This window comes from Bacillus sp. AFS017336, from assembly GCF_002555445.1.
Lineage (GTDB): Bacteria > Bacillota > Bacilli > Bacillales > Bacillaceae_G > Gottfriedia.
Genome location: NZ_NUCO01000025.1, coordinates 72408 through 93247, shown reverse-complemented (window position 1 = coordinate 93247; position 20840 = coordinate 72408). Strand labels below are relative to the sequence as shown.

Sequence of the window (20840 nt, the reverse complement as noted above, 5' to 3'; positions counted from 1 at the left end):
CCATATGAATCTTTATTTTTTAGTAAGCTCCTTTAATAAACTCAGAAACATTTTTTTGATAGAACAGCTCTAACTGATCCAATTCAGCTTTCGAAAAAGACTGGATATTCATTGCTTCTAAGTTTTCATTCACTTGGTGTTGGTTTCTAAATCCAGGAATGACGCATGTAATTTCCTTTTGATCTAAAATCCATCTAAGTGCTGCACTAGCCATAGTTGACCTATCTTCAGTAATCCAGTTAATTCGATTCTCCAACTCTACGCCCTTTTTAAATCCCAATCCTGCAAATGTTTCTCCAATATTAAAGGCAGCTCCATTTTCGTTAAAGTTTCTGTGGTCATCTTCTTCAAAAATATGATCAACCGTGTATTTACCAGATAATAGCCCACTAGCCAATGGTAATCTTACAAGAATTCCTACTCCTTTTTTATAAGCTTCAGGAAGTAGGTCCGCTAATGGTTTTTGACGAAAAATATTAAAGATAATCTGTAGGCTTTTCACATTTGGGTTCTCTAAACAAATCAACCCTTCTTCAACCGTCTCTACACTTACCCCATAATGACGGATTTTCCCTTCACTTTGTAAACGATCTAGCACATCAAACACTTGTCCATCCTTTAATATTTCAGTAGCTGGACAATGAACTTGATATAAGTCAATCACATCACGATTTAATCGTTTCAGACTATCTTCACAATAGGATTTAACCGCTTCATATGAGTAATTTTCTGGTGCAAAGATGTCACCTTTTCGACAAAACTTTGTTCCAATATATATTTTATCTTCTAGCCCTTTTGTTGCTTTAGCTAGTAGCTCCTCACTATGTCCATCACCATAAACATCCGCAGTATCAAAAAAATTCACACCTTGATCTATCGCGTGTTGCAATGACTTTAATGCTTCATTATCATCTGTTTTTCCCCACGCTCCACCAATAGCCCAAGTACCAAAGCTTACCTCACTAATCTTTAAACCTGTATTACCAAGCTCCCGGTAATTCAAGTAGACCCCCTCCTTTTAGCTCTTTGTACTACTTTCTAAATTCCGAAAGCATCACATTTAGTTCCCTCGTTTTTGTATAAACCTGTTTATAAATTAAATAAAGCTTCTCATAATTTTTAACGTTTTCTTCAATTGGTTTATATGAAGTAATTGGTTTAATAAAATCTTCTGCACAAGCCTCTAATGAATCAAACCAACCGCAACCATACGCAGCAAGCATTGCCGCTCCCATTCCAGGTCCTTGTTCACTCGAAAGTTTAATAATCGTTGCATTAAAAATATCTGCTTGCATCTGAAGCCATACAGGATTCTTTGCACCGCCACCAATCGAAATAATTGAATCAATCTTTTTACCGTTATGTCGGAAAATCTCAATTGACTCATTTAATGAAAAAGTAATTCCCTCCATGACAGCCCTTGCAAAGTCATTTCTCTTATGTGATGCGTCCATTCCAATAAAGCTAGCTCTTATAACTGAATCTGCATGCGGCGTTCTTTCACCAACCAAATATGGCGTAAACAGTAAACCCTTTGAACCAATTGAAACTTGATCTACACTTTCTAGTAATTGTTCAAAATTCTCATGCTCTGCAAACGTATCCTTAAACCAACTTAAAGAAAATCCCGCTGCAAGCGTTACACCCATTGAATAGAAAGCATCTTCCTTACCATGGTTAAAATAATGAACCTTACCTTTAAAGTTGTGGTCGCCGTGCTCTTCATAAGAAAGGACAACCCCTGAAGTACCAATACTACATAGCGTATTACCCTCTTTTAAAATTCCTGAGCCAATTGCGCCACAAGCATTATCTGCTCCACCTGCAAATACTTTTACTTCGCGACTAAGTCCTGTCAGTTTAGAAACCTCTTCTGTAACTGTTCCTACGCAACTATGTGACTCAACAATTGGCGGGCAAAGATGTAAAGGAATATCAAATTTAGTACATAATTCTTCACTCCACTGCTTTTCCTTTACGTTTAACAGTAATGTTCCCGCTGCATCTGAGTATTCAGTATGAATTTCACCAGTAAGACGATAGCGAAGATAATCTTTAGGTAACAAGAATACTGATGCTTGTTCAAAAATCTCTGGTTCAAATTCTTTTACCCAAAGAAGCTTTGGTAAAGTAAATCCTTCAAGAGCTGGATTTTTCGTTATTCCAAGTAGGCATTCTTCGCCTACGATTTCATTGATATATTCACATTGCTTAGTCGTTCTTGTATCATTCCATAAAATCGCATTACGAAGGCAGTTTTTTTCTTTATTCAACAACACTAGACCATGCATTTGACCTGAGAAGCTAATCCCTTCAATATCATTCGGATGTCCATTAAAATCTCTAACTAACTCGGTAAGTCCATCGATTGTTTTTTCAACCCACTCTTCAGGATTTTGCTCGCTATATCCAGATTTCTCTTGAACTAATGGATAGGAACGAGACACTTCTTGGCAAACCTCGCCGTACTGATTAACTAATAAAATCTTTACAGCACTTGTACCTAAATCAATACCTACTACATATTTCATAACAATCATCCCTTATCATTTTTAATCCCATCGTATGAGAAAAATGTGCTGGAAATAGTGAAATTCCCAGCACATTTTATGGTCATTTAAACCGTTGCGAATTCAGAAATCGCTTCTAATAAATATTGGTTTAATACTGCTTTTAGACGCTCTTCACGACCAGATTTATTTTGGATTTCACCTAAATTTAACGCATATGCTTCAAGTGTACGGAAATTTGCTTTATTATCTACGATTTCCTTGCCGATTCCATAAGTAAAGCTGCTATAGCGATCTTCAATAAAGTTTTCAAATACTTTATCTTCAATTAATTTACTTGCTACTAATGCGCCAATTGCAAAACTATCCATTCCAGCAATATGAGCATGGAATAAATCCTCTACATCAAATGAGCCCCTTCTTACTTTCGCATCAAAGTTTAATCCGCCTTTTCCTAAACCGCCATTTTTTATGATTTCATACATCGCTAGTGTAGTCGAATATAGATCTGTAGGGAATTCATCCGTATCCCAACCAATTAATTTATCTCCTTGATTGGCATCGACTGAACCAAGCATTCCATTAATTCGAGCAACACGTAATTCATGCTCAAATGTATGTCCCGCAAGTGTTGCGTGGTTCGCTTCAATATTGAATTTAAATTGCTTCTCTAAACCATTAGCTTGTAAGAAAGCTAGTCCAGTTGCTACATCAAAATCATACTGATGTTTTGTTGGCTCTTTTGGTTTTGGTTCGATTAGGAACTGGCCATCGAATCCAATTTCTTTTGCGTAATCTACAGCCATGTGGAAGAATCGCGCTAGGTTGTCTTGCTCAAGTTTCATATCAGTATTCATAAGTGTGTCATAGCCCTCACGTCCACCCCAGAATACATAGTTGATTGCTCCAAGTTCTTTCGCAACTTCTAATCCTTTTTTTACTTTTGCTGCTGAATATGCAAATACATCTGCATTGTTAGACGTAGCAGCACCATTTACATAGCGAGGATGAGTAAACATATTTGCTGTATTCCAAAGCAATTTTGTTTTACTTGTTTTCATATATTCTTTAATCATTTCTACAATTACATCTAGGTTTTTATAAGTTTCACTTAATGTATTTCCCTCAGGTGCAACATCTGAATCGTGGAAGCAGAAGAATGGAACATCTAGCTTTTCATAAAATTCAAATGAAGCTTCTACACGGGCTTTAGCAAGATCTAATCCTGCTAAGTGATTCCAAGGGCGTTGCATTGTTCCTGCTCCAAATGGATCTGAACCGTCTGCAGTAAATGTGTGCCAGTATGCAACTGAAAATCTTAGTAAATCCTCCATTGTTTGACCATTGATGATTCTTTGAGGATCATAATATTTAAATGAAAAAGGATTTTTTGATTTAGGACCTTCGAATTTAATTTTATTAATATTAGTAAAGTAACTCATGTTTAATTCCTCCTAAAATAGTAGTTTTAAATTCTATGACTTATGTGAAATAACAATCCATGTGCGCAATACTTTCATATCATCTGGCTCAATCCTTTGTATGCCAGTCAATTCCTCATTTACTTTAAGGTTTGGAGCGTTGGTTACCCACGTATAAGGCTCAGGGCATAAAAAACCGCTTCTCCCATCCTTGTTATAAACGACCCAGTGTTTAAAACTTTGATCAACGGTGTAGTTAATCTCAATTCCCGTTGATTGATTCATTATTTGTGCTGTTTGGAGTCCACTAGCATTTGGACTAGATAGAAAAACATCATCCAACTCTAGTCCATACAAGCTCATTCCTTCACTTAACTCATCTTTGTATTCAATATCTTCTAGTTCCCCCGTTGGTAAGAATCGATCATTTAGTTTCCAACGTTTCTTAACTGGAAGTTTGAGAATTGACGTTTCTTCAGGGAATAAAAAGCTAGTATGGTATCCAAATCCTAACGGTAAAGACTCATTACTTTTATTTATAATTTCTGCTTTTTTAGCAAATAAATTATCATTTAATATATAGTTCATCCTGATCATAAAGTGATGTGGAAATTGAGCCATAACATCATCATGTTTACTTGAATCAAACTCAGTAACAACTTTTACTGTATGATCATTGACTTCAATACTTACTACCTCCCATTTCCTTGTATGAACAAAGCCATGGATGTGATTCTGTTTATCTAATTCATTAATTTCAAATTGGTAAGTCCTGTCATTAAAGCTAAACTTACCTCGATCAATTCGATTAGGCGGGAATAAAATTGGAGTACCAAACAGAACTGGATTGTTTACATATTCCTTAGTAGAGGTCGGAACTCTTAAAAGCTCTGTATTTGAACCTTTATGGACCATGGAAATCAAGTTCGAACCCCACCCAGGAATAATAATAATCTCCAATTCACTATTACCCGCTTTAATCGCTGGTTCGTCTAAAAAAGAGATTTCTTCAGCATAAGTACTCATCTTTATTCCCCGTTCTGTCATTTCTAAATTCTAGACATTACTAATCTTGCTTTTTCTTACGTTTAACCGATTGAAACTGTACATTCCACAAAACATGAAAATCCACGCAATTGATACAGCACCAAAGAATGGAGTTAATCCTGGTTCGTACAGCAGTAAAAATAAAATGGCTACTAAGCTAATTAGCATTAACAATGTAATATGAAAATGAAAGATACTTAAAAAGAATGCGTTTTTTATATATTCCTTCAGTTTGAAATCGTAATGTACATAGATTGGGAAAATATAAAGTAAAATCATTAAGTAAAGAGCTGCAATGATTAATAAAGGAACGATTAGTATAAACTGGAATAGCCCTTCTACCGTTCGAATGTAAAACACATCAAAAGCTAGGAATATTCCGCTGAATATGAAAACCGATCCAAGTTTGTTAGCGTTTTTAAATTCCTTAAGAAATACAGCGAGAAATGTTCTCCAAATCGGCAAATCCGTTTCTTTTAAAATCCATTTACGAACAATAGTAAAAAGGGCTACTGTAGCAGGGAAAAAACCGAATATGATTAGTCCTGCGATTGAAAAGAGAAACCATAGTAGATTGACGTACGCTAATTTCATAATCCATTCACATACCGTAAACAGTTTCCCCATTGTTTTTCCGAGTATCATCTAATCACTCTCCTTTACGAAAACATTAATACCTTTATCTATAGTGATTATCCTTTTACTGACCCAGACGCAATTCCTTCAACGATTCGATTACTTAAAATAAAGAAAGCAATTAAAATTGGTAAAATACTGATCACTAACGTAGCTCCGATTGCTCCCCAGTCAGTTGTATACTGGCCAATAAAGTTTTGAATACCTACTGTTAATGTTTTAAATTTATCTGAGCTAATAAACGTATTAACGAAAACAAACTCATTCCAGTTGTAAATCATGTTGATAATTGCAGCAGTAGCAATTACCGGAGACGTCATTGGTAACGTAATCCTAAAGAAGATATGGTTAATCGAAGCCCCATCCATAATTGCAGCTTCTTCCACTTCTCTAGGTAAAGCTTCATAAAATCCAATTAAGATCATAATCGTAATTGGTAGATTAAAAGCTGTGTATGCAAGTATTACCGAAAGTGGATTATCAATTAAATTAATTTTCGTAAACGTATTAAATAATGGAATAAGCGTTGAATGGACTGGAATCATTAAACCTACCATAAATATTCCTAATACCCACTTACTTGCCTTCCAATTCATTCTTGTTATTGCAAAGGTAACCATACTTGCTAGTACAACCGTTAAGATAACAGCAGCAATTGTATAGGTCACACTGTTAAAGAAGTACTGACTTATGTTTCCTTCAGTCCAAACTTTTGTATAATTCTCCCATTTTGGGCTTTCAGGTAAAGAAAAAGGAGACATATTAAAAACTTCTTGATTATTTTTTAATGAAAAAAGAAATAGCCAGATGATCGGAAAAATTTGAAAAATCGCTACGACTATAAGGAAAAGGTACATGAGCCCATAAGCAATTTTTCCTAACATTCTATTTGTACTACGGTCTGTGTTCTTCTCCGTTACAATAGCTTGAGATCCTGAAGCTCTTACCGTATCCACCTATAATCCCCCTTTCTATTTAGTAAATATCATTATTAGATTCAGGAAATTTTCGAATAATCCAAGTAACAACTAAACAAATAATTAATAAGAAAAAGCCAATTGCACTTGCATATCCAAAGTCAAAGCCTTTAAAAGCTTTTTGATACATATAGGAAGCCATTACTTCACTAGAACCATTTGGTCCTCCGCCTGTCATAACATAAATCAAATCGAAATACTTAAGTGATCCAACTACCGCAAGAACAATCGTGACTTTAACAACATTCATAATTAATGGTAGTTTTATTTTTATTGCAATTTGTAATGGCGTCGCCCCATCAATCCTTGCCGCTTCAATTAGAGATTCAGGAATATTTTTAAGAGCTGCATAGTAAATCAAAATATAAAAACCTGCATATTGCCAAATAATCGGAATAATAATCGCGTATAACGCTAGGTTAGTTTCTGCTAACCAAGCAGGAGGATTATGAACTCCAAGAGAAACAAGTATGCTATTTAATATCCCATTAGTTGGGTGATAAATTTTAAGCCAAAGCTGTGCAATTGCAACAGAGGCAAGTAGCATTGGTATTAGATAAATTTTTCTAAGAAGGTCAGCACCTTTAATTTTTCCAGCAAGTATAAATGAGATGAACAAGTAACCAATTAAACTGACTGCCGAAAATACGGCTAATAAAAAGGAGTGGAAAGCACTTTTCCAAAATAGAGGATCATGTAATAAGTGGGAATAATTCTCTAAGCCTATGAATTCCTTTTCCCCGATTCCATTCCATTTCATTAAGCCAAAGTATCCTGTTTGTACAATCGGAACGTAAATCAAAGCAAGAACTAGAAAAAGAGCTGGTGTAATATACAGCGCAATTATTTTTTTATTCGACATTGTTTTATTCATTTCGTTTCAACTCCTTCCTCTTTAGTTAGTAATAAAAGGGCATATAAGATTAAAACCTATATGCCCTTTTTCATAAAGTCAGAAATTACTTATCTTCTGCTTTTAAAGCTTGCTCTTGTTGTTTAGCAAAATCTTTTGGTTTCACTTCATTTCCAAATAAAGACTGAATTAAATTTAAGTGAGTTTCAGCTACAGATGCACTCATTTGTACGTCTGCAAATAGCGTTAAGTTACTAGCTTGGTTTAATTGATTTAATACATCAATATATAATGGTGGTAAATTTACTTTTGAAGTATCAACTTTTGTTGCCGGAATTACGCCTGCTTTTTCAACGGATTGCTCTCCCCATTTTTGAACAAAGAATTTAACAAAGTCTTTCGCTTCTGCTTTTACCTTCGAATGTTCTGCTACAAATAGTCCCACTCCAGGTCCACCAACCCAGCTATTAATATTTCCTTTTCCACCTTCATATGTAGGGAATTTAAAGAAGCCTACATTGTCACGGAAATCTTTTGGAATTTCTTCGTTCGTTGTAAAGTTTGGTAGTTCCCATGTTCCCATAAGATACATTGCTGCATTTCCATTTAAGAATTCAGATTTTCCTTCATCATTAGATAAACCATTAAATCCTTTATTAAATGCATTTTCTTTTACTAAGTTTTGAACCTCTTTTGCTGCTGTTACAAGCGCAGGGTCTTCAAATGTTCCTGTACGATTAATTGCTTTGTTTAATACTTCAGATCCACCAATTCGATCTGCTAAGTACATATACCAAAGTGAACCTGTCCAACGATCCTTATTTCCTAATGCGATTGGAGCAACACCTTTTCCAGCTAATGTTTTAACAACATTTTGGAACTCGCTATATGTTTGTGGTACTTGAAGATTGTACTTTTTAAAGATTGCTTTATTGTAATAAATTGGAGCAATGTTTAATTCAAGTGGTAGACCATAAGTTTTACCGTCAATTGCATATGCTTCTGTTGTACCAGATACGAAAGAATCTTTTAATCCGCTATTTAACACGTCATCTAAATCTGCGAAAAGTCCACCTTTTACGAATGGAGTCATATATCCTGCTGCCCAAGTAAATCCAACATCAGGTAATTCATTAGAGGAAGAAAGAACTTTAATCTTGTTTTTGTATTGCTCATTTTCAAGAACTTCTACTTCAATTTTTACATCCTTGTGTTCGGCTTCGTATTGTTTAATAATGTCTGAAACAATTAGGTTTTGTTGCTTAGAACTTCCAGCTGGCCAAAGATGCATAAACTTAATTACTTTTTTGGAACCGCTTTCAGTAGAGGCATTATCAGAACTACCACAACCAGTTAAAGCAACCATCAATATAAGAACTAGTGCTAACATTAATGAATACGCTTTCTTAAACATGTCAAACCTCCATTTTTTGAATTTTCCTTACAAATAAATTCTAGCATTAAAAAAAAATCGCGGTAAGGTAACCACGATTGGATAAAATTCCACTATTTTTGGATTAAAGATTCATCAAGTTCAGAGACTTTTCTATATTTACTAGGCGTTATTCCCTCGTAATCCTTAAAGATTTTGATGAAATATTTAGCTGTCTGATAGCCCACTTCTAGGGCAATTTCTTCAATTTGTAAATCTGTCGTCAGCAGACGATTTTTTGCAATTTGTAGTCGCTTTCGAGTCAAATACTCACTAAACGTCAATCCAACTTGCTCTTTAAACAACACACTAAAATAACTTGCGTTTAAATGCACTGCTTCTGCGACTTCTTTTAATGAAATCTGGTTGCTTATATTTTTATTAATAAATTTTTTTGCTTCCTTAATCGTATTAGACTGGCTACTCACTTGCTCTACTTTTAATAATTTTTTATCAGCGACTTTTTCTATATATTCAATGCGTTCAATACTCGCTTCTTTTTCTAGCGCTTGTTCAATAGCCTCAATTAACTTTTGTTTACTTACCGGTTTTAGTAAATAGTTTACAACCCCTAGTCGGATTGCCTCCTGGGCATATTCAAAATCCGGGTGACCTGAAATAATAATAGAAACAAATTTATACCCTTTATCCTTAAGACTTTTTAATAGATCTAACCCATTCATCTCAGGCATACAAATATCTGTGACTAGTAGATGAATTTTTGTCTTGCTCATTTGTTCAAATGTCTCTTGACCATTAGCGGCACTAAGAATTTCAAACCTTCCATTTGACCATTTCTCTAGTGTTTTTTTCAGACCTTGCCTTGTTGTTTGTTCATCATCGACAATTAGTATTGTTTTTGCATCCACTATTATTCCCCACCTTTGTCTGGAACCTCGAATAATACAGTTGTACCTTTGCCGATCTCGCTTTCTAAACGAAGACCGTTTAATTCATACCCCTCGTAATATAATTTAATTCTTTTATTAATATTAGTGAGCGCCATTCCCATGCCTTTAAAGGATGACACATTATTGTTTTTAATTGCTAAATTAAGGTCACTTAGTGTCTCCTTATCAATTCCTGGACCATTATCCTTCACAGTGACTAAAATATTAGCTGAATGATTTATCTTTTTAATCCCTACTAAAATAATCCCCTGTTCTCGATTACTTTCTATTCCGTGCATAATTGCATTTTCAACTAATGGCTGAATTAGGAGCTTCGGTATATTAATGTTTAATAGATCAGGCTCAACTGAAATCTCCCACGATAATCGTTCTCCTAATCTCATTTTCATGATTTGTAAATAACGTTCAATTTGTTCTAAGGCAGCTTGAATCGTCACCCATTCGCTACTATTCTCATTTCCAATTGTATAGCGGAATAGCCCTGACATTGCGATGACTATTTCCGCTAAATCATCCTCACCCTTTTCGTCCAAAGACCAATAAAGCGCATTTAACGTATTATAAAGAAAATGTGGATCTATTTGAGCCTGCAAAGCTTTCAACTCAGTTTGGCTACGAAGTAATTCTTTTTCATAAACGACTTGAATTAAATGATTCGTATTTTCAACCATTTGGTTATAAGTCCTATTTAACTCAATAATTTCTAATGAAGCTGGACTTTCCTTGTTAATTTTTAGCTCGTCCATCTTTGCATTTTTCATTGTATTTGTCAGCTTTTTAATCGGTCTAGTGATCATTGTCGCTAGTATAATTGAAGATACTACAAAGATAATGAATCCAATGGCTCCAGAGAAAAGAGTGGCTTTTCTTACTGGCGTTACCCGTTCATTTAAAAAGCTTGTAGGCTTTAAGATGACAAGTGTCCAGCCCGTTTTTGTAGATGGCTGTTTAACAATCATATATTGCTTTTTATTTACTTCTATCGTTTCATATCCGTCTAGTAAAAACTTTTGAATATTAATACCGTAATTGTCTGTTATTGGTGTTAAATCCCTATCAAGAAGCATCATATAATCCTTCTCTCCAGGAGCTAAATTGCTTTCTTCAACTTGAAAATAACTATTTAATATCCTAACCACTAAATAGCCGCCATTTGAAAACCATCGATCCATTAAGCTAACCCTTCTAATCGCATAAGAGTAATTACTATTTTTAGGATCTTTACCTACCCACACCAATCTTCCTTTTTCTGCTTCCGCTTCTTTTACCCACTTTTCATCAATCACACTAGATATGTCCTTTTCGCCAAAAGGATAAATACGTTTTCCCTCTGAAGAATATAACTCAAATGAGGAGATCCCATTTGAGTAAGCTAAAGAGTTATTTATTACTCTAATTAATGACTGTCTTTTATTAAAATCAACACTCTCTCCATTCTTCAAGCCGAGTAATATTTGTTGAACTGTCTCATTTGTCATTAATTGATTTGATAACGTATCAATTTGTTTATACAAGGTTTCCATTCTTCCGTTTGCTTCAACAGCCGTTTCTTTGATTTGTTTCTTTGTTGTATCTTTCATCAAAGTTCCAACTTGGTTATACACCATAATTGATACAATGGATAAAACAATCATCATAACAATCAAGAAAACGGCCAATATTTGATTGCGTAAAGTATTTAGTTTTTTCAACCGTAGTCTAATGTTGACGATTGTAATCACCTTTTCAGTAATAAATTGTTGTAAGGGCTTTCCTTAAAGTTATCATACTATATTTAGTATTAGTCTGAATATTAAAAACGCCTATATTGTAAAAAACGAGCGCAGTAGGTATTAAGAGAAAAGCTGCAGTAAATAAATAGTTTTTAGAAAACTTTTCAAAAAAATTTAATATAGTACAATACTTAACAGATTTACCTATTTTTTAGTAAAATTACATACATATATCTATTTTATGGACTATTATTTTTCAATTTATAAAATGCAATGAGGTGTTTTTATATGAGAATCGGCATAATCGGTTTAGGTGATATCGCTAAAAAAGCTTATTTACCTGTTCTTTCAGAGAAAGAAAATATAGAATTAGTGCTTTGTACGAGAAATCAAGAAACATTAGACAGTCTATCCAAAAAATATCGAATTGCAGAAACCGCTAATTCAGTTGAAGAACTACTAAAGAAGAATATTGATGCGGCATTCGTAAGTACGGCCACTGATGCCCATTTCGAAGTAACTAAAAAATTATTATTAAATGGCATTAATGTCTATATTGATAAACCTATATCGGTAAATTTTCATGAAACAAAAGAAATTGTAAGGTTAGCTGAAGAAAGTGGAAAAATAGCTATGGTTGGATTTAATAGACGTTTTATCCCTAGAGTAAAAGAGCTCACTTTACATGGAAAAGCCAACTTAATTATCATGCAAAAAAATAGATTTAACTTTCCTGGCTATTCTAGGAGGTTTGTTGTAGAAGATTTTATTCATGTGATAGATACGCTAAGGTTCTTAATGTCGACTAAAGTGGTTGATTTAAACATAAACTTCTTAAAAAAAGATGGCTTACTTGAACATCTAGTCATCCAGCTAATTGGTGATGGTTGCACAGCTATTGGAATAATGAACAGGAACAATGGTGTCACGGAAGAAATTATTGAATATATGACACCTGAAAGTAAATTTGTTGTAAGTGGTTTAGTCGAAACTACTCATTATCATAATGGAGAAATTAGTTTTACTAAATTTGGTGATTGGGAACCAACTCTATTTAAGCGCGGTTTTTATCAAATCGTAGATCACTTTCTTGACTGTATAGTACAGAATAAAACACCAGATCCTTCAATAGACGATTCCTTAATCACTCATGAAATTTGCGAAAAAATCGTTCAGTATATCGATTCCAATATAAACTAAATAAAAAACCCGAATAATAGACTTTATGTCTAGTTATTCGGGTTATATTTATGTTATTTATTCTTGTTCAGCCATTGCGTCTTTTGGAGTTCCAAATAAATACGTAAGGACGAATCCACCTGCGTAACCTGCAAGTAATCCAATTAAATATTTAAGCCACATTCCGTGTGCAATTAGTGGAACTAATGCCACACCTGAAGGACCAATTGCAATTGCTCCAACGTTACCAAACATTCCAATTACAGCTCCGCCAATACCACCACCGATACAAGCAGTAATAAAAGGTCGACCAAGAGGTAGAGTAACACCGTAAATTAATGGTTCACCAATACCTAAAATACCTACCGGAAGAGCACCTTTAATCATATTTGATAAAGATTTATTCTTTTTACAACGTAACCATAGTGCTAAAGCTGCTCCAACTTGACCAGCACCTGCCATTGCAAGTATTGGTAATAATTCTGTAGCACCAGTTGTATTGATTAACTCGATATGAATTGGTGTTAAAACTTGATGTAAGCCTAACATTACTAATGGTAAGAATCCCATACCTAGTATAAATCCTGCAAAAATACCGCCTTTTGCAATAATCCAGTTAATTGCGCCAATTAAGTTGTCAGAAATAAATCCTGCAAATGGCATGATGAAGAAAATTGTAAGCAAACCTACTACTAGTAAAGCAATCATAGGTGTAATGATAATATCTAAAGAGTCTGGAACAATTTTGCGTAATTGTTTTTCTAAAACTGATAATAAATACACTGCTAGTAAAACACCAATAATACCACCTTGACCTGGAGCCAATGGATCACCATTAAAGATGTTTTTAATTGGTTGTTCAGGAACCATACCCGTTAAAAGTGTTACACCACCAATTACTCCCCCAAGGGATGGTGTAGCTCCAAATTCCTTCGCAGCATTAATACCTACGTAAATTACTAAATATGAAAAAATTGCATTTTTAATTACATTTAATACTGTTACATATTGTGACCAAGTTCCTGCATCCAAATTATGTGCAGTTATATTGTTTGATAAAATCGATGCAATACCTGCAATTAAACCTGCCCCAACGAATGCTGGGATTAGTGGAATAAAGATATTACCGACTTTACGTAAGAAATTTTTAAATGGAGTGTTATTTTTCTTTTTTATATCGGCTTTCATATCTGAGCCCTTATCTTTTAAGGCTTCTGATGAAGTAGCTTTAGTCTTTCCTGTTGAATTGTTGTCTAAAAGACCAAACTGTTCAGCTACTTTTGTTACCGTACCAGGTCCTAAAATGATTTGATAAGTCTCATCATCAACAGTTCCTAGAACTCCGTTAATCTTTTTAACTTGTTCTTCATTGATCAAACTACGATCTGCAACATTGACACGAAGTCTTGTCATACAGTTCGTATACGAAACTACATTATCAGTACCACCAATAGCGTCTGCTATTTCAGAAGCCATTCTTTGATATTTATCCATCTTTTTATCCCCCAAAAGATTTATTTTTGTATCGCTTTTCGGACAAATCCTTCTGACTTTTTCAATTGTTCAATTGCTTGTTCATAAGTGAATCCAGTAAGAATCATTACAATTGCTACTTTAGGACTTTGATTTGAGTTCGTTAAAAATTCTTCGGCAATTTCATACGTACAAGATGTTGCTTCCATTACAATTCGTTTTGAACGCTCAACCAGCTTCTCATTTGTAGATTGAACATCTACCATTAAATTACCGTATACTTTTCCAATACCAACCATTGATGCTGTCGATAACATGTTGCAAATTAACTTTTGAGAAGTACCTGCTTTTAATCTTGTTGAACCAGTTAATACTTCAGGTCCATTCACTACTTCAATTGCAGTTTCTGCTTCTTGACCAATCTTTGAATCTTTATTACAGCTAACTGCCACAGTAGCTGCACCAATTTCTTTAGCGTATTTTAAACCTCCGATCACGTAAGGTGTACGACCACTTGCTGCAATTCCTACGACTATGTCATTTTTACTTAGCTTAATATCCTTTAAATCTTGGATGGCAAGTTCTTCGCTATCCTCAGCACCTTCAACGGCTTTTATAAAAGCTTTTTCTCCACCTGCAATCAATCCAACTACCTCTTCTGGACTTGTTCCAAATGTAGGAGGGCACTCTACCGCGTCTAATAATCCGATACGGCCACTTGTACCTGCACCAATATAAATTAAACGACCACCACTCTTGAAAGCCGTTACAATTTTTTCAACAGCTTTTGAGATATTAGGAATTTCATTTCGAACAGCAGCGGCAACTTTTGCATCTTCTTCGTTCATTACTGTTAAAAATTCTTCTATAGACATTTCATCTAAATTCATTGTTTTTTCATTTCTTGATTCAGTTGTTAAATTCTCAAGCATGTGTATTTCACCTCAAGTAATTATTTGAAAGTAAATTTAATTTCATACTTATTATAACTATCTTTGAAATAAAATTTCAACATTAAATATTTATAAGGGAAAATTTTCTTATTTTATGTTCACGTTTTGTTAACATAAAATACACATTTACCAAAATTTATTCTGTTAATTTTTATTAAAAAGATGCATAAATTTAATCGTTTTACATTTATTAGGCTGAACATAAAAGTTTAAATTCAATTTACATTTTCAAAACATAATTAATAAACTAATGTGGTATTTTAAACCTAAGTATTTTAAATATGATTGTAATTTTAATCACATCCAATTTATAAATACATTCACTCCACAAATAAAAACAAGCCGCTAAAAAACATCATCCTCCCAATGATTAAGGATATTTATGTCACTTAACAAAAGAGGTACACAATGAAAAAGTTTATACATGTTTACAAAAGTTTGTCTATATTAGAGAAAAGCATACTTTTTTGTTTTCTCTTACCTCCATTAGGTATGTTGTTACTACTGGTGATTGGGCTACAAACACTTTATACTCATTGGTTTATTAATAAGCGTTTCATTTATTCAATTAGTTCGTATTTTTTCTTATGCCTTCTTATTTCTACACTTGGTGCTGCTCTTTTAGGTAGAAATGGTTTATATTTACTAGTCAGTATCCTAATTCTTGGCTACTGGGGCTTATATTGTAGGATTTTAGGGTCGGAAAGAAGTCAATTATTTCAAAGGTTTCGTTTAATCATAATCTTCGGGGGCGTTTATAGTTGTGTAATAGGATGGATATCCAAATGGTTAGTATTTCCTAAGGCCATTGACTATTTATTAGGTACTGTATTATTTTGGGATGCTAGACCAATACATTTTAACCGTCTGATTGGTTGTGCTTACAATCCAAATTTTAATGTGTATATTTTATTAATTGCTATTTCTTTTCTATTCGGTAGCTTACTCGCTAGCATTCGAAAGAAACATTACAATTGTTTAGCTTGGCAACTTCCAATTCAGCTCTTACTTAGTTACGGAGTTTTTCTAACTGGCTCTAGAGCCGGATTTGCAACGATGATTTCAATTTACTTGCTATTTATCTTCAGACTAAATCGAGTACTTTTCTTTACTTGCTCTTTCATTGGCCTTATCTTTTATAAATTTTTGATTTATATAATGCCAAGAGCAGATTCTGTTATTCAGGCGAGCCAAAAAAGAGTAGATATTTGGAAAAACTCATATAGTATTTGGGAAAACCACCCATTCTTTGGTGTGACGCCAATCGGCTTTGGTCAAGAATATTTCATGCAATATAATCAATACACACCACATGCCCATAATATATTACTTGGTATGTTTGCAGAATATGGAACATTAGGTGGGCTAGCTTTCCTAATACTTGCTAGTGTAAATATTGCAAAATGCATTCATTTATTCTTTTTTAAACTTAATAAGAAGAGTTTAGTGAACAGCTTTATACTTGGATTGCCCATTATTTTGTTTACGGGGATTTTTGATGAGCCAATATTCTCTCCACAAATTGGCTTTTTAACGGTCGTCTTCCTCGGATGCTGGGATCATTATTCAAAACGGATTCAATATAATATAGAAATTTCGTCACTCCATAGAAGTATTTACGGTAGCACAGCTAGGATCGTCGTCAGTTCTTACACGATATTTCATTATTTAAAATCAAAAATTATTAGCAATAAATATAATAATTTATAAGAAATAATGATGATTTAATTGAAATGAAAGTTCAAAAGACCCCAAACTTGTTTCGTTTGGGGTCTTAGTAGTATAGACATCGTCCACAAAATTTGATTTTCAGACTGACCCAAAACTGTTTAGTTTAGGGGTCTTTTTAGATGAATTATGATATTTTTTTCGTAGCTTGCACTTCTACTACTATATCTCGTTTTGTTAAGAATAGATTTAAAATAATTGCCGTTAATGAACCGGTTACGATGCCGTTTTGCATTAACATTTTTAAGAAGTCCGGTAGTTGATCAAACATTTGAGGTAGCGTTGCCGAACCTAATCCAACTGCTATGCTACAAGCTGCGATTAGTAAGTTATCGCCTTTTCCTAGATCAACTTCTGAAAGAATTGATATTCCAGCAGCTGCTACAGAACCAAACATAACAATCATTGCTCCACCAAGAACGGCATTTGGAATAACTGTCGTTAATGCTGCTAGTTTAGGTAATAATCCTAAAATTACCATGATACTTCCCGCGGCGTAGATCACTTCGCGAGACTTAACTTTTGTAAGTGAGATTAGGCCAACGTTTTGAGAAAAAGCCGTGTATGGAAATGCATTAAAAATTCCACCGAGCATAATCGCAAGTCCTTCTGAGCGTAAGCCATTTACGATCTGATCCTGTTTTACTTTTTGGTTAGTCGCTTTCCCAACTGCAAGATATACTCCAGTCGATTCCACCATACTAACAATGCACACAATAATCATTGTAATAACGGCTGTAAAACTGATTTTTGGAGCTCCAAAGTAAAATGGCTGAGCAATACTAAACCATGATGCCTCCGATACGCTCGAAAAATGAACAATCCCCATTGCGTATCCTGCGATTGTTCCAACTACTAAACCAACAAGTACTGAAATTGTGCGTAAAAATCCTTTAGCCCATCGATTAATGACTAAAATGACTACAAGTGTAAGAAGTGCTAATAATAAATTGTGTTTTTGACCAAAGTCTGCACTTCCTTGACCGCCCGCTGCATTATTCATAGCTACTGGTATAAGAGAAAGTCCAATAATCGTTACAACTGATCCTGTTACAATTGTAGGGAAAAACTTTAAAAGCTTTCCGTAAAAGGGCGCAGCTACTATAACAAATATCCCAGAAATAATAATTGCCCCATAAGCTGTTGGTAAGTTTGAAGTAGATGCAATAGCTATAATTGGTCCTACTGCAGTAAAGGTACAACCTAAAACAACTGGTAATTTGCTACCAAAGTATTTTGTCCCCATACTTTGTAGGATTGTTGCGATTCCGCAAGTAAATAAATCGGCTGCAATCAGATAAGCAATCTGAGCAGGGCTCAGTTTAAGTGCTCCACCAATAATAAGCGGTACAACGACTGCACCTGCGTACATGGCCATTACGTGCTGAAAACCTAATGTAAATGCTTTTTGTTTACTTAACAATCTGATTCTCTCCCTTTTCCTTGCTAAACCTATTTATATTTATTGGCGTACAACTCTTACTCTTTTATAAAACAAAAAAAGACAGGCTCCACTTGAGTCTGTTTCTCTCAAGTGAAACCTGTCCTTCTGGGTTTTTATCCCTAATGGTGTAGCACTAATGTGCCCACATCGCTCGGACCAGCCATATGTCATAGACAAGTATGCGGAACCCTAGATGTGCTTTCACTCATAGTCGGTCGATTATAGTGGTCGTCCGGTAGAAACTTATGGGCCATATCCCCATGATTATATGAGTTATTTATCTATTTGTACCTAAATTATGTTACACAAGCTTTTCAATATTTTCAAGTAGAAATGATAAAGAAAACTCGATGTTTAACAAACCTTAGTCAGATAAGCAATTACACTTATACCTAAATTTGGAATCTAAGTCGATTTTTCTTCACTGCTACCAATTTTTACTTTCTTACTATACAAAAAGAGGTGTTCCATTTGGAAACACCTAATCGGAACACCTTCTCTTATGTTCTACGCATATATGCTTTTACAGTTAACGGTGCAAATATTGCTACGATTACAGCAGCACCAATCAGAGAAATCACTAAATCTGATCCAGCAGTTCCTGCGTTCGTAAGATTTCTTACTGAAGTTATTAGATGAGAAACTGGGTTTATTTTTACAAACCACTGAAGCCAATTTGGCATTGTATCTACTGGTACAAAAGCATTTGAAAGGAAAGTTAATGGGAATAGTGCAAGCATTGATATCCCTTGTACACTTGAAGCCGTACGTGCAATTACTCCAAAAAAGGCAAAAATCCAGCTAATTGCCCAAGAGCATACAATGACAAGAAGTCCGGCTAATGCTACGTAACCTAATCCGCCTTCTGGACGATAGCCCATAATATATCCCATACTAAAAGTAAGTACAGTTGCAATCGTATAACGAATAGTATCTGCTAATAGTGCTCCTGCTAGTGGGGCAATACGTGCTATTGGAAGTGACTTAAATCGGTCGAATACGCCTTTGTCCATATCTTCCCGCAATTGTACACCCGTAACGATTGATGTAGTAATTACAGTCTGCACTAAAATCCCTGGTATGATTACTGGCAAGTAGCTCTTAACATCTCCTGAGATTGCTCCGCCAAATATATAAGTAAACATCAGTGTGAAAATAATTGGTTGTAGTGTAACATCAAACAGTTGTTCAGGTGTACGCTTTATCTTTAGAACTCCACGATAGGCCATTGTAAACGAATTTTTTACAGTTTGCTTGAAACTCGTTCTATTTTTTAGCTCACGATACGCAGTTGAAGTACTCATGCTCTAACTCCCTCCATTTCCTTTGATTTATCAAACTCCTTTGAACCATCATTTTCTAATCCATTTCCAGTAATAGTAAGGAATACTTCATCAAGCGTAGGCTTTTGTACGCTCATTTCTACTAATTGGATACCGGCATCACGTAAAGCAATTAGTAGATCAGTTACTAGGTCAGCGTCCGCCATAGGAGCCGTAAGCTTTCCTTCTTCTGGTTTTACATTCGACTTTACTTTTAGTACCCGCTCTACAGTTTGACGTGCTTCTTGAATATCCCTAACATCTTGGATTTTTAATTGCAATGAAGAAGTTCCAACTGAAGCTTTCAATTCATCCACGGTACCTTCTGCTACTACATGACCACGGTCAATAACAGCAACTCGATCTGCTAGTTCATCCGCCTCTTGAAGGTACTGTGTAGTAAGTAACACCGTTGAACCGCTTTTCACTAAACGACGAATTGTGTCCCACATTTGATTACGTGTACGAGGATCCAATCCAGTTGTTGGTTCATCTAAGAAGATAAGTGGTGGCTGAGCAATTAAACTTGCCGCCAAGTCTAGTCTACGGCGCATCCCGCCTGAGAAATTTTTCAGTGGACGTTTTGCAGCTTCCGTTAAATCAAACTCCTCTAATAAATCAGCTGCTTTCTTACGTGCCTCCGCTCTTCCTAAGCCTAATAATCTTGAGAAAATAATAAGATTCTCCGTTGCACTTAAAGACTCATCAACTGATGCATACTGACCAGTGACTCCAATTAATTGACGTACAATTTGAGCCTCTTTTAATACATCATATCCAAATATTTGTGCAGTACCTGCGTCCTGTCGAAGTAACGTAGCTAGCATTCTAATAGTTGTTGTTTTCCCTGCTCCATTTGGTCCTAATACACCATAAATACTACCTGCACGAACATTTAAATCTACTCCGTCGACTGCACGATTTTCACCAAATGTTTTAACTAATCCGCGTGCTTCTACTGCCAAATCTCCATTATTTGGGGTAATTATTTTTTTGTTTATAAATTCCAATGTAGTTCCTCCTTTTCAAATTCTTACTTTACGATTTTTTGATTGTTTTTGACTGATTACACAATGAATATATCCATAAATTGTGAATTAAGTATGAACTATAATGTAAAAGTTTCTTTAAGAGTGTTTTTGAATTTTAATAAAGAAGTCCTAAAAATAGAGTCGATTTAAAATCGATTCAATTAAAAGTAAAAAATTTTAGTGGTGGGTCTTTAGCTGGGCTGCCGAGTAT

At 34.7% G+C, this 20840-nt stretch carries 17 protein-coding genes and 1 riboswitch; of the genes, 2 read left to right on the top strand and 15 right to left on the bottom strand.

What is annotated here, in order from left to right:
- Positions 1 to 19: 19 nt before the first annotated feature.
- The 10 genes from CN601_RS16080 to CN601_RS16035 form a co-directional block, all read right to left on the bottom strand.
- A complete protein-coding gene (locus CN601_RS16080; RefSeq protein WP_098171627.1) occupies positions 20 to 1003 on the bottom strand; it encodes an aldo/keto reductase in 984 nt (327 codons plus the stop codon).
- Between the two features lie 28 nt (positions 1004 to 1031).
- Complete coding sequence (xylB, locus tag CN601_RS16075) at positions 1032 to 2531, bottom strand: xylulokinase (protein WP_098171626.1); 1500 nt, start codon at positions 2529 to 2531, stop codon at positions 1032 to 1034.
- A gap of 86 nt (positions 2532 to 2617) precedes the next feature.
- Entirely contained in the window at positions 2618 to 3952 is a 1335-nt protein-coding gene (xylA, locus tag CN601_RS16070; RefSeq protein ID WP_098119037.1) for a xylose isomerase, read from the bottom strand.
- Between the two features lie 33 nt (positions 3953 to 3985).
- The gene (locus CN601_RS16065) at positions 3986 to 4957 is read right to left on the bottom strand and encodes an aldose 1-epimerase (RefSeq protein WP_098171625.1); all 972 of its coding nucleotides are present in this window, start codon (positions 4955 to 4957) and stop codon (positions 3986 to 3988) included.
- 30 nt (positions 4958 to 4987) lie between these two features.
- Complete coding sequence (locus CN601_RS16060) at positions 4988 to 5623, bottom strand: YesL family protein (RefSeq protein ID WP_098171624.1); 636 nt, start codon at positions 5621 to 5623, stop codon at positions 4988 to 4990.
- A 47-nt stretch (positions 5624 to 5670) separates the two neighbouring features.
- Complete coding sequence (locus CN601_RS16055) at positions 5671 to 6498, bottom strand: carbohydrate ABC transporter permease (protein ID WP_098119121.1); 828 nt, start codon at positions 6496 to 6498, stop codon at positions 5671 to 5673.
- Positions 6499 to 6589: 91 nt separating this feature from the next.
- Positions 6590 to 7465, bottom strand: a complete 876-nt coding sequence (locus tag CN601_RS16050; protein ID WP_098171623.1) for a carbohydrate ABC transporter permease — start codon at positions 7463 to 7465, stop codon at positions 6590 to 6592.
- A gap of 85 nt (positions 7466 to 7550) precedes the next feature.
- On the bottom strand, positions 7551 to 8858 hold the full coding sequence (locus tag CN601_RS16045; RefSeq protein WP_098119041.1) for an extracellular solute-binding protein: 1308 nt from the start codon (positions 8856 to 8858) through the stop codon (positions 7551 to 7553).
- A 92-nt stretch (positions 8859 to 8950) separates the two neighbouring features.
- Positions 8951 to 9745 (bottom strand): response regulator transcription factor, encoded by a 795-nt coding sequence (locus CN601_RS16040; protein WP_098171622.1) that lies wholly within the window; start codon positions 9743 to 9745, stop codon positions 8951 to 8953.
- 2 nt (positions 9746 to 9747) lie between these two features.
- Complete coding sequence (locus CN601_RS16035) at positions 9748 to 11367, bottom strand: sensor histidine kinase (protein WP_257131723.1); 1620 nt, start codon at positions 11365 to 11367, stop codon at positions 9748 to 9750.
- 420 nt (positions 11368 to 11787) lie between these two features.
- Between CN601_RS16035 and CN601_RS16030 the strand changes: the two genes are divergently transcribed.
- A complete protein-coding gene (locus CN601_RS16030) occupies positions 11788 to 12699 on the top strand; it encodes a Gfo/Idh/MocA family protein (protein WP_098171621.1) in 912 nt (303 codons plus the stop codon).
- Between the two features lie 57 nt (positions 12700 to 12756).
- On the opposite strand, the gene CN601_RS16025 is transcribed toward CN601_RS16030, so the two are convergent.
- Together CN601_RS16025 and murQ are read right to left on the bottom strand one after the other, a co-directional pair.
- The gene (locus tag CN601_RS16025; RefSeq protein WP_098171620.1) at positions 12757 to 14172 is read right to left on the bottom strand and encodes a PTS transporter subunit EIIC; all 1416 of its coding nucleotides are present in this window, start codon (positions 14170 to 14172) and stop codon (positions 12757 to 12759) included.
- A 20-nt stretch (positions 14173 to 14192) separates the two neighbouring features.
- Positions 14193 to 15083 (bottom strand): N-acetylmuramic acid 6-phosphate etherase, encoded by an 891-nt coding sequence (gene murQ, locus CN601_RS16020; protein WP_098171619.1) that lies wholly within the window; start codon positions 15081 to 15083, stop codon positions 14193 to 14195.
- A 429-nt stretch (positions 15084 to 15512) separates the two neighbouring features.
- Here murQ and CN601_RS16015 point away from each other — a divergent pair, with 429 nt between their 5' ends.
- Positions 15513 to 16814 carry an O-antigen ligase family protein gene (locus CN601_RS16015; RefSeq protein ID WP_098171618.1) on the top strand — a complete coding sequence of 434 codons (1302 nt, stop codon included), beginning with the start codon at positions 15513 to 15515 and terminating at the stop codon, positions 16812 to 16814.
- Between the two features lie 145 nt (positions 16815 to 16959).
- Here CN601_RS16015 and CN601_RS16010 read toward each other — a convergent pair whose 3' ends face one another.
- From CN601_RS16010 to CN601_RS16000, 3 genes are all read right to left on the bottom strand, one after another.
- Positions 16960 to 18255, bottom strand: a complete 1296-nt coding sequence (locus CN601_RS16010; RefSeq protein WP_098119047.1) for a nucleobase:cation symporter-2 family protein — start codon at positions 18253 to 18255, stop codon at positions 16960 to 16962.
- A gap of 209 nt (positions 18256 to 18464) precedes the next feature.
- Positions 18465 to 18568, bottom strand: a riboswitch (purine riboswitch).
- A gap of 208 nt (positions 18569 to 18776) precedes the next feature.
- Positions 18777 to 19580 (bottom strand): ABC transporter permease, encoded by an 804-nt coding sequence (locus CN601_RS16005; protein WP_098171617.1) that lies wholly within the window; start codon positions 19578 to 19580, stop codon positions 18777 to 18779.
- Positions 19577 to 20608 carry an ATP-binding cassette domain-containing protein gene (locus CN601_RS16000; RefSeq protein WP_098171616.1) on the bottom strand — a complete coding sequence of 344 codons (1032 nt, stop codon included), beginning with the start codon at positions 20606 to 20608 and terminating at the stop codon, positions 19577 to 19579. Before CN601_RS16000 ends, CN601_RS16005 begins: the two co-directional genes overlap by 4 nt.
- Between the last annotated feature and the right edge of the window lie 232 nt (positions 20609 to 20840).

Coding starts and splice junctions, on each gene's coding strand:
- xylB (WP_098171626.1), bottom strand. CDS start 2,531: ATGAAATATGTAGTAGGTATTGATTTAGGTACAAGTGCTGTAAAGATT.
- xylA (WP_098119037.1), bottom strand. CDS start 3,952: ATGAGTTACTTTACTAATATTAATAAAATTAAATTCGAAGGTCCTAAA.
- CN601_RS16065 (WP_098171625.1), bottom strand. CDS start 4,957: ATGAGTACTTATGCTGAAGAAATCTCTTTTTTAGACGAACCAGCGATT.
- CN601_RS16060 (WP_098171624.1), bottom strand. CDS start 5,623: ATGATACTCGGAAAAACAATGGGGAAACTGTTTACGGTATGTGAATGG.
- CN601_RS16055 (WP_098119121.1), bottom strand. CDS start 6,498: ATGTTAGGAAAAATTGCTTATGGGCTCATGTACCTTTTCCTTATAGTC.
- CN601_RS16050 (WP_098171623.1), bottom strand. CDS start 7,465: ATGAATAAAACAATGTCGAATAAAAAAATAATTGCGCTGTATATTACA.
- CN601_RS16045 (WP_098119041.1), bottom strand. CDS start 8,858: ATGTTTAAGAAAGCGTATTCATTAATGTTAGCACTAGTTCTTATATTG.
- CN601_RS16035 (WP_257131723.1), bottom strand. CDS start 11,367: ATGAAAGATACAACAAAGAAACAAATCAAAGAAACGGCTGTTGAAGCA.
- CN601_RS16030 (WP_098171621.1), top strand. CDS start 11,788: ATGAGAATCGGCATAATCGGTTTAGGTGATATCGCTAAAAAAGCTTAT.
- CN601_RS16025 (WP_098171620.1), bottom strand. CDS start 14,172: ATGGATAAATATCAAAGAATGGCTTCTGAAATAGCAGACGCTATTGGT.
- murQ (WP_098171619.1), bottom strand. CDS start 15,083: ATGCTTGAGAATTTAACAACTGAATCAAGAAATGAAAAAACAATGAAT.
- CN601_RS16015 (WP_098171618.1), top strand. CDS start 15,513: ATGAAAAAGTTTATACATGTTTACAAAAGTTTGTCTATATTAGAGAAA.
- CN601_RS16005 (WP_098171617.1), bottom strand. CDS start 19,580: ATGAGTACTTCAACTGCGTATCGTGAGCTAAAAAATAGAACGAGTTTC.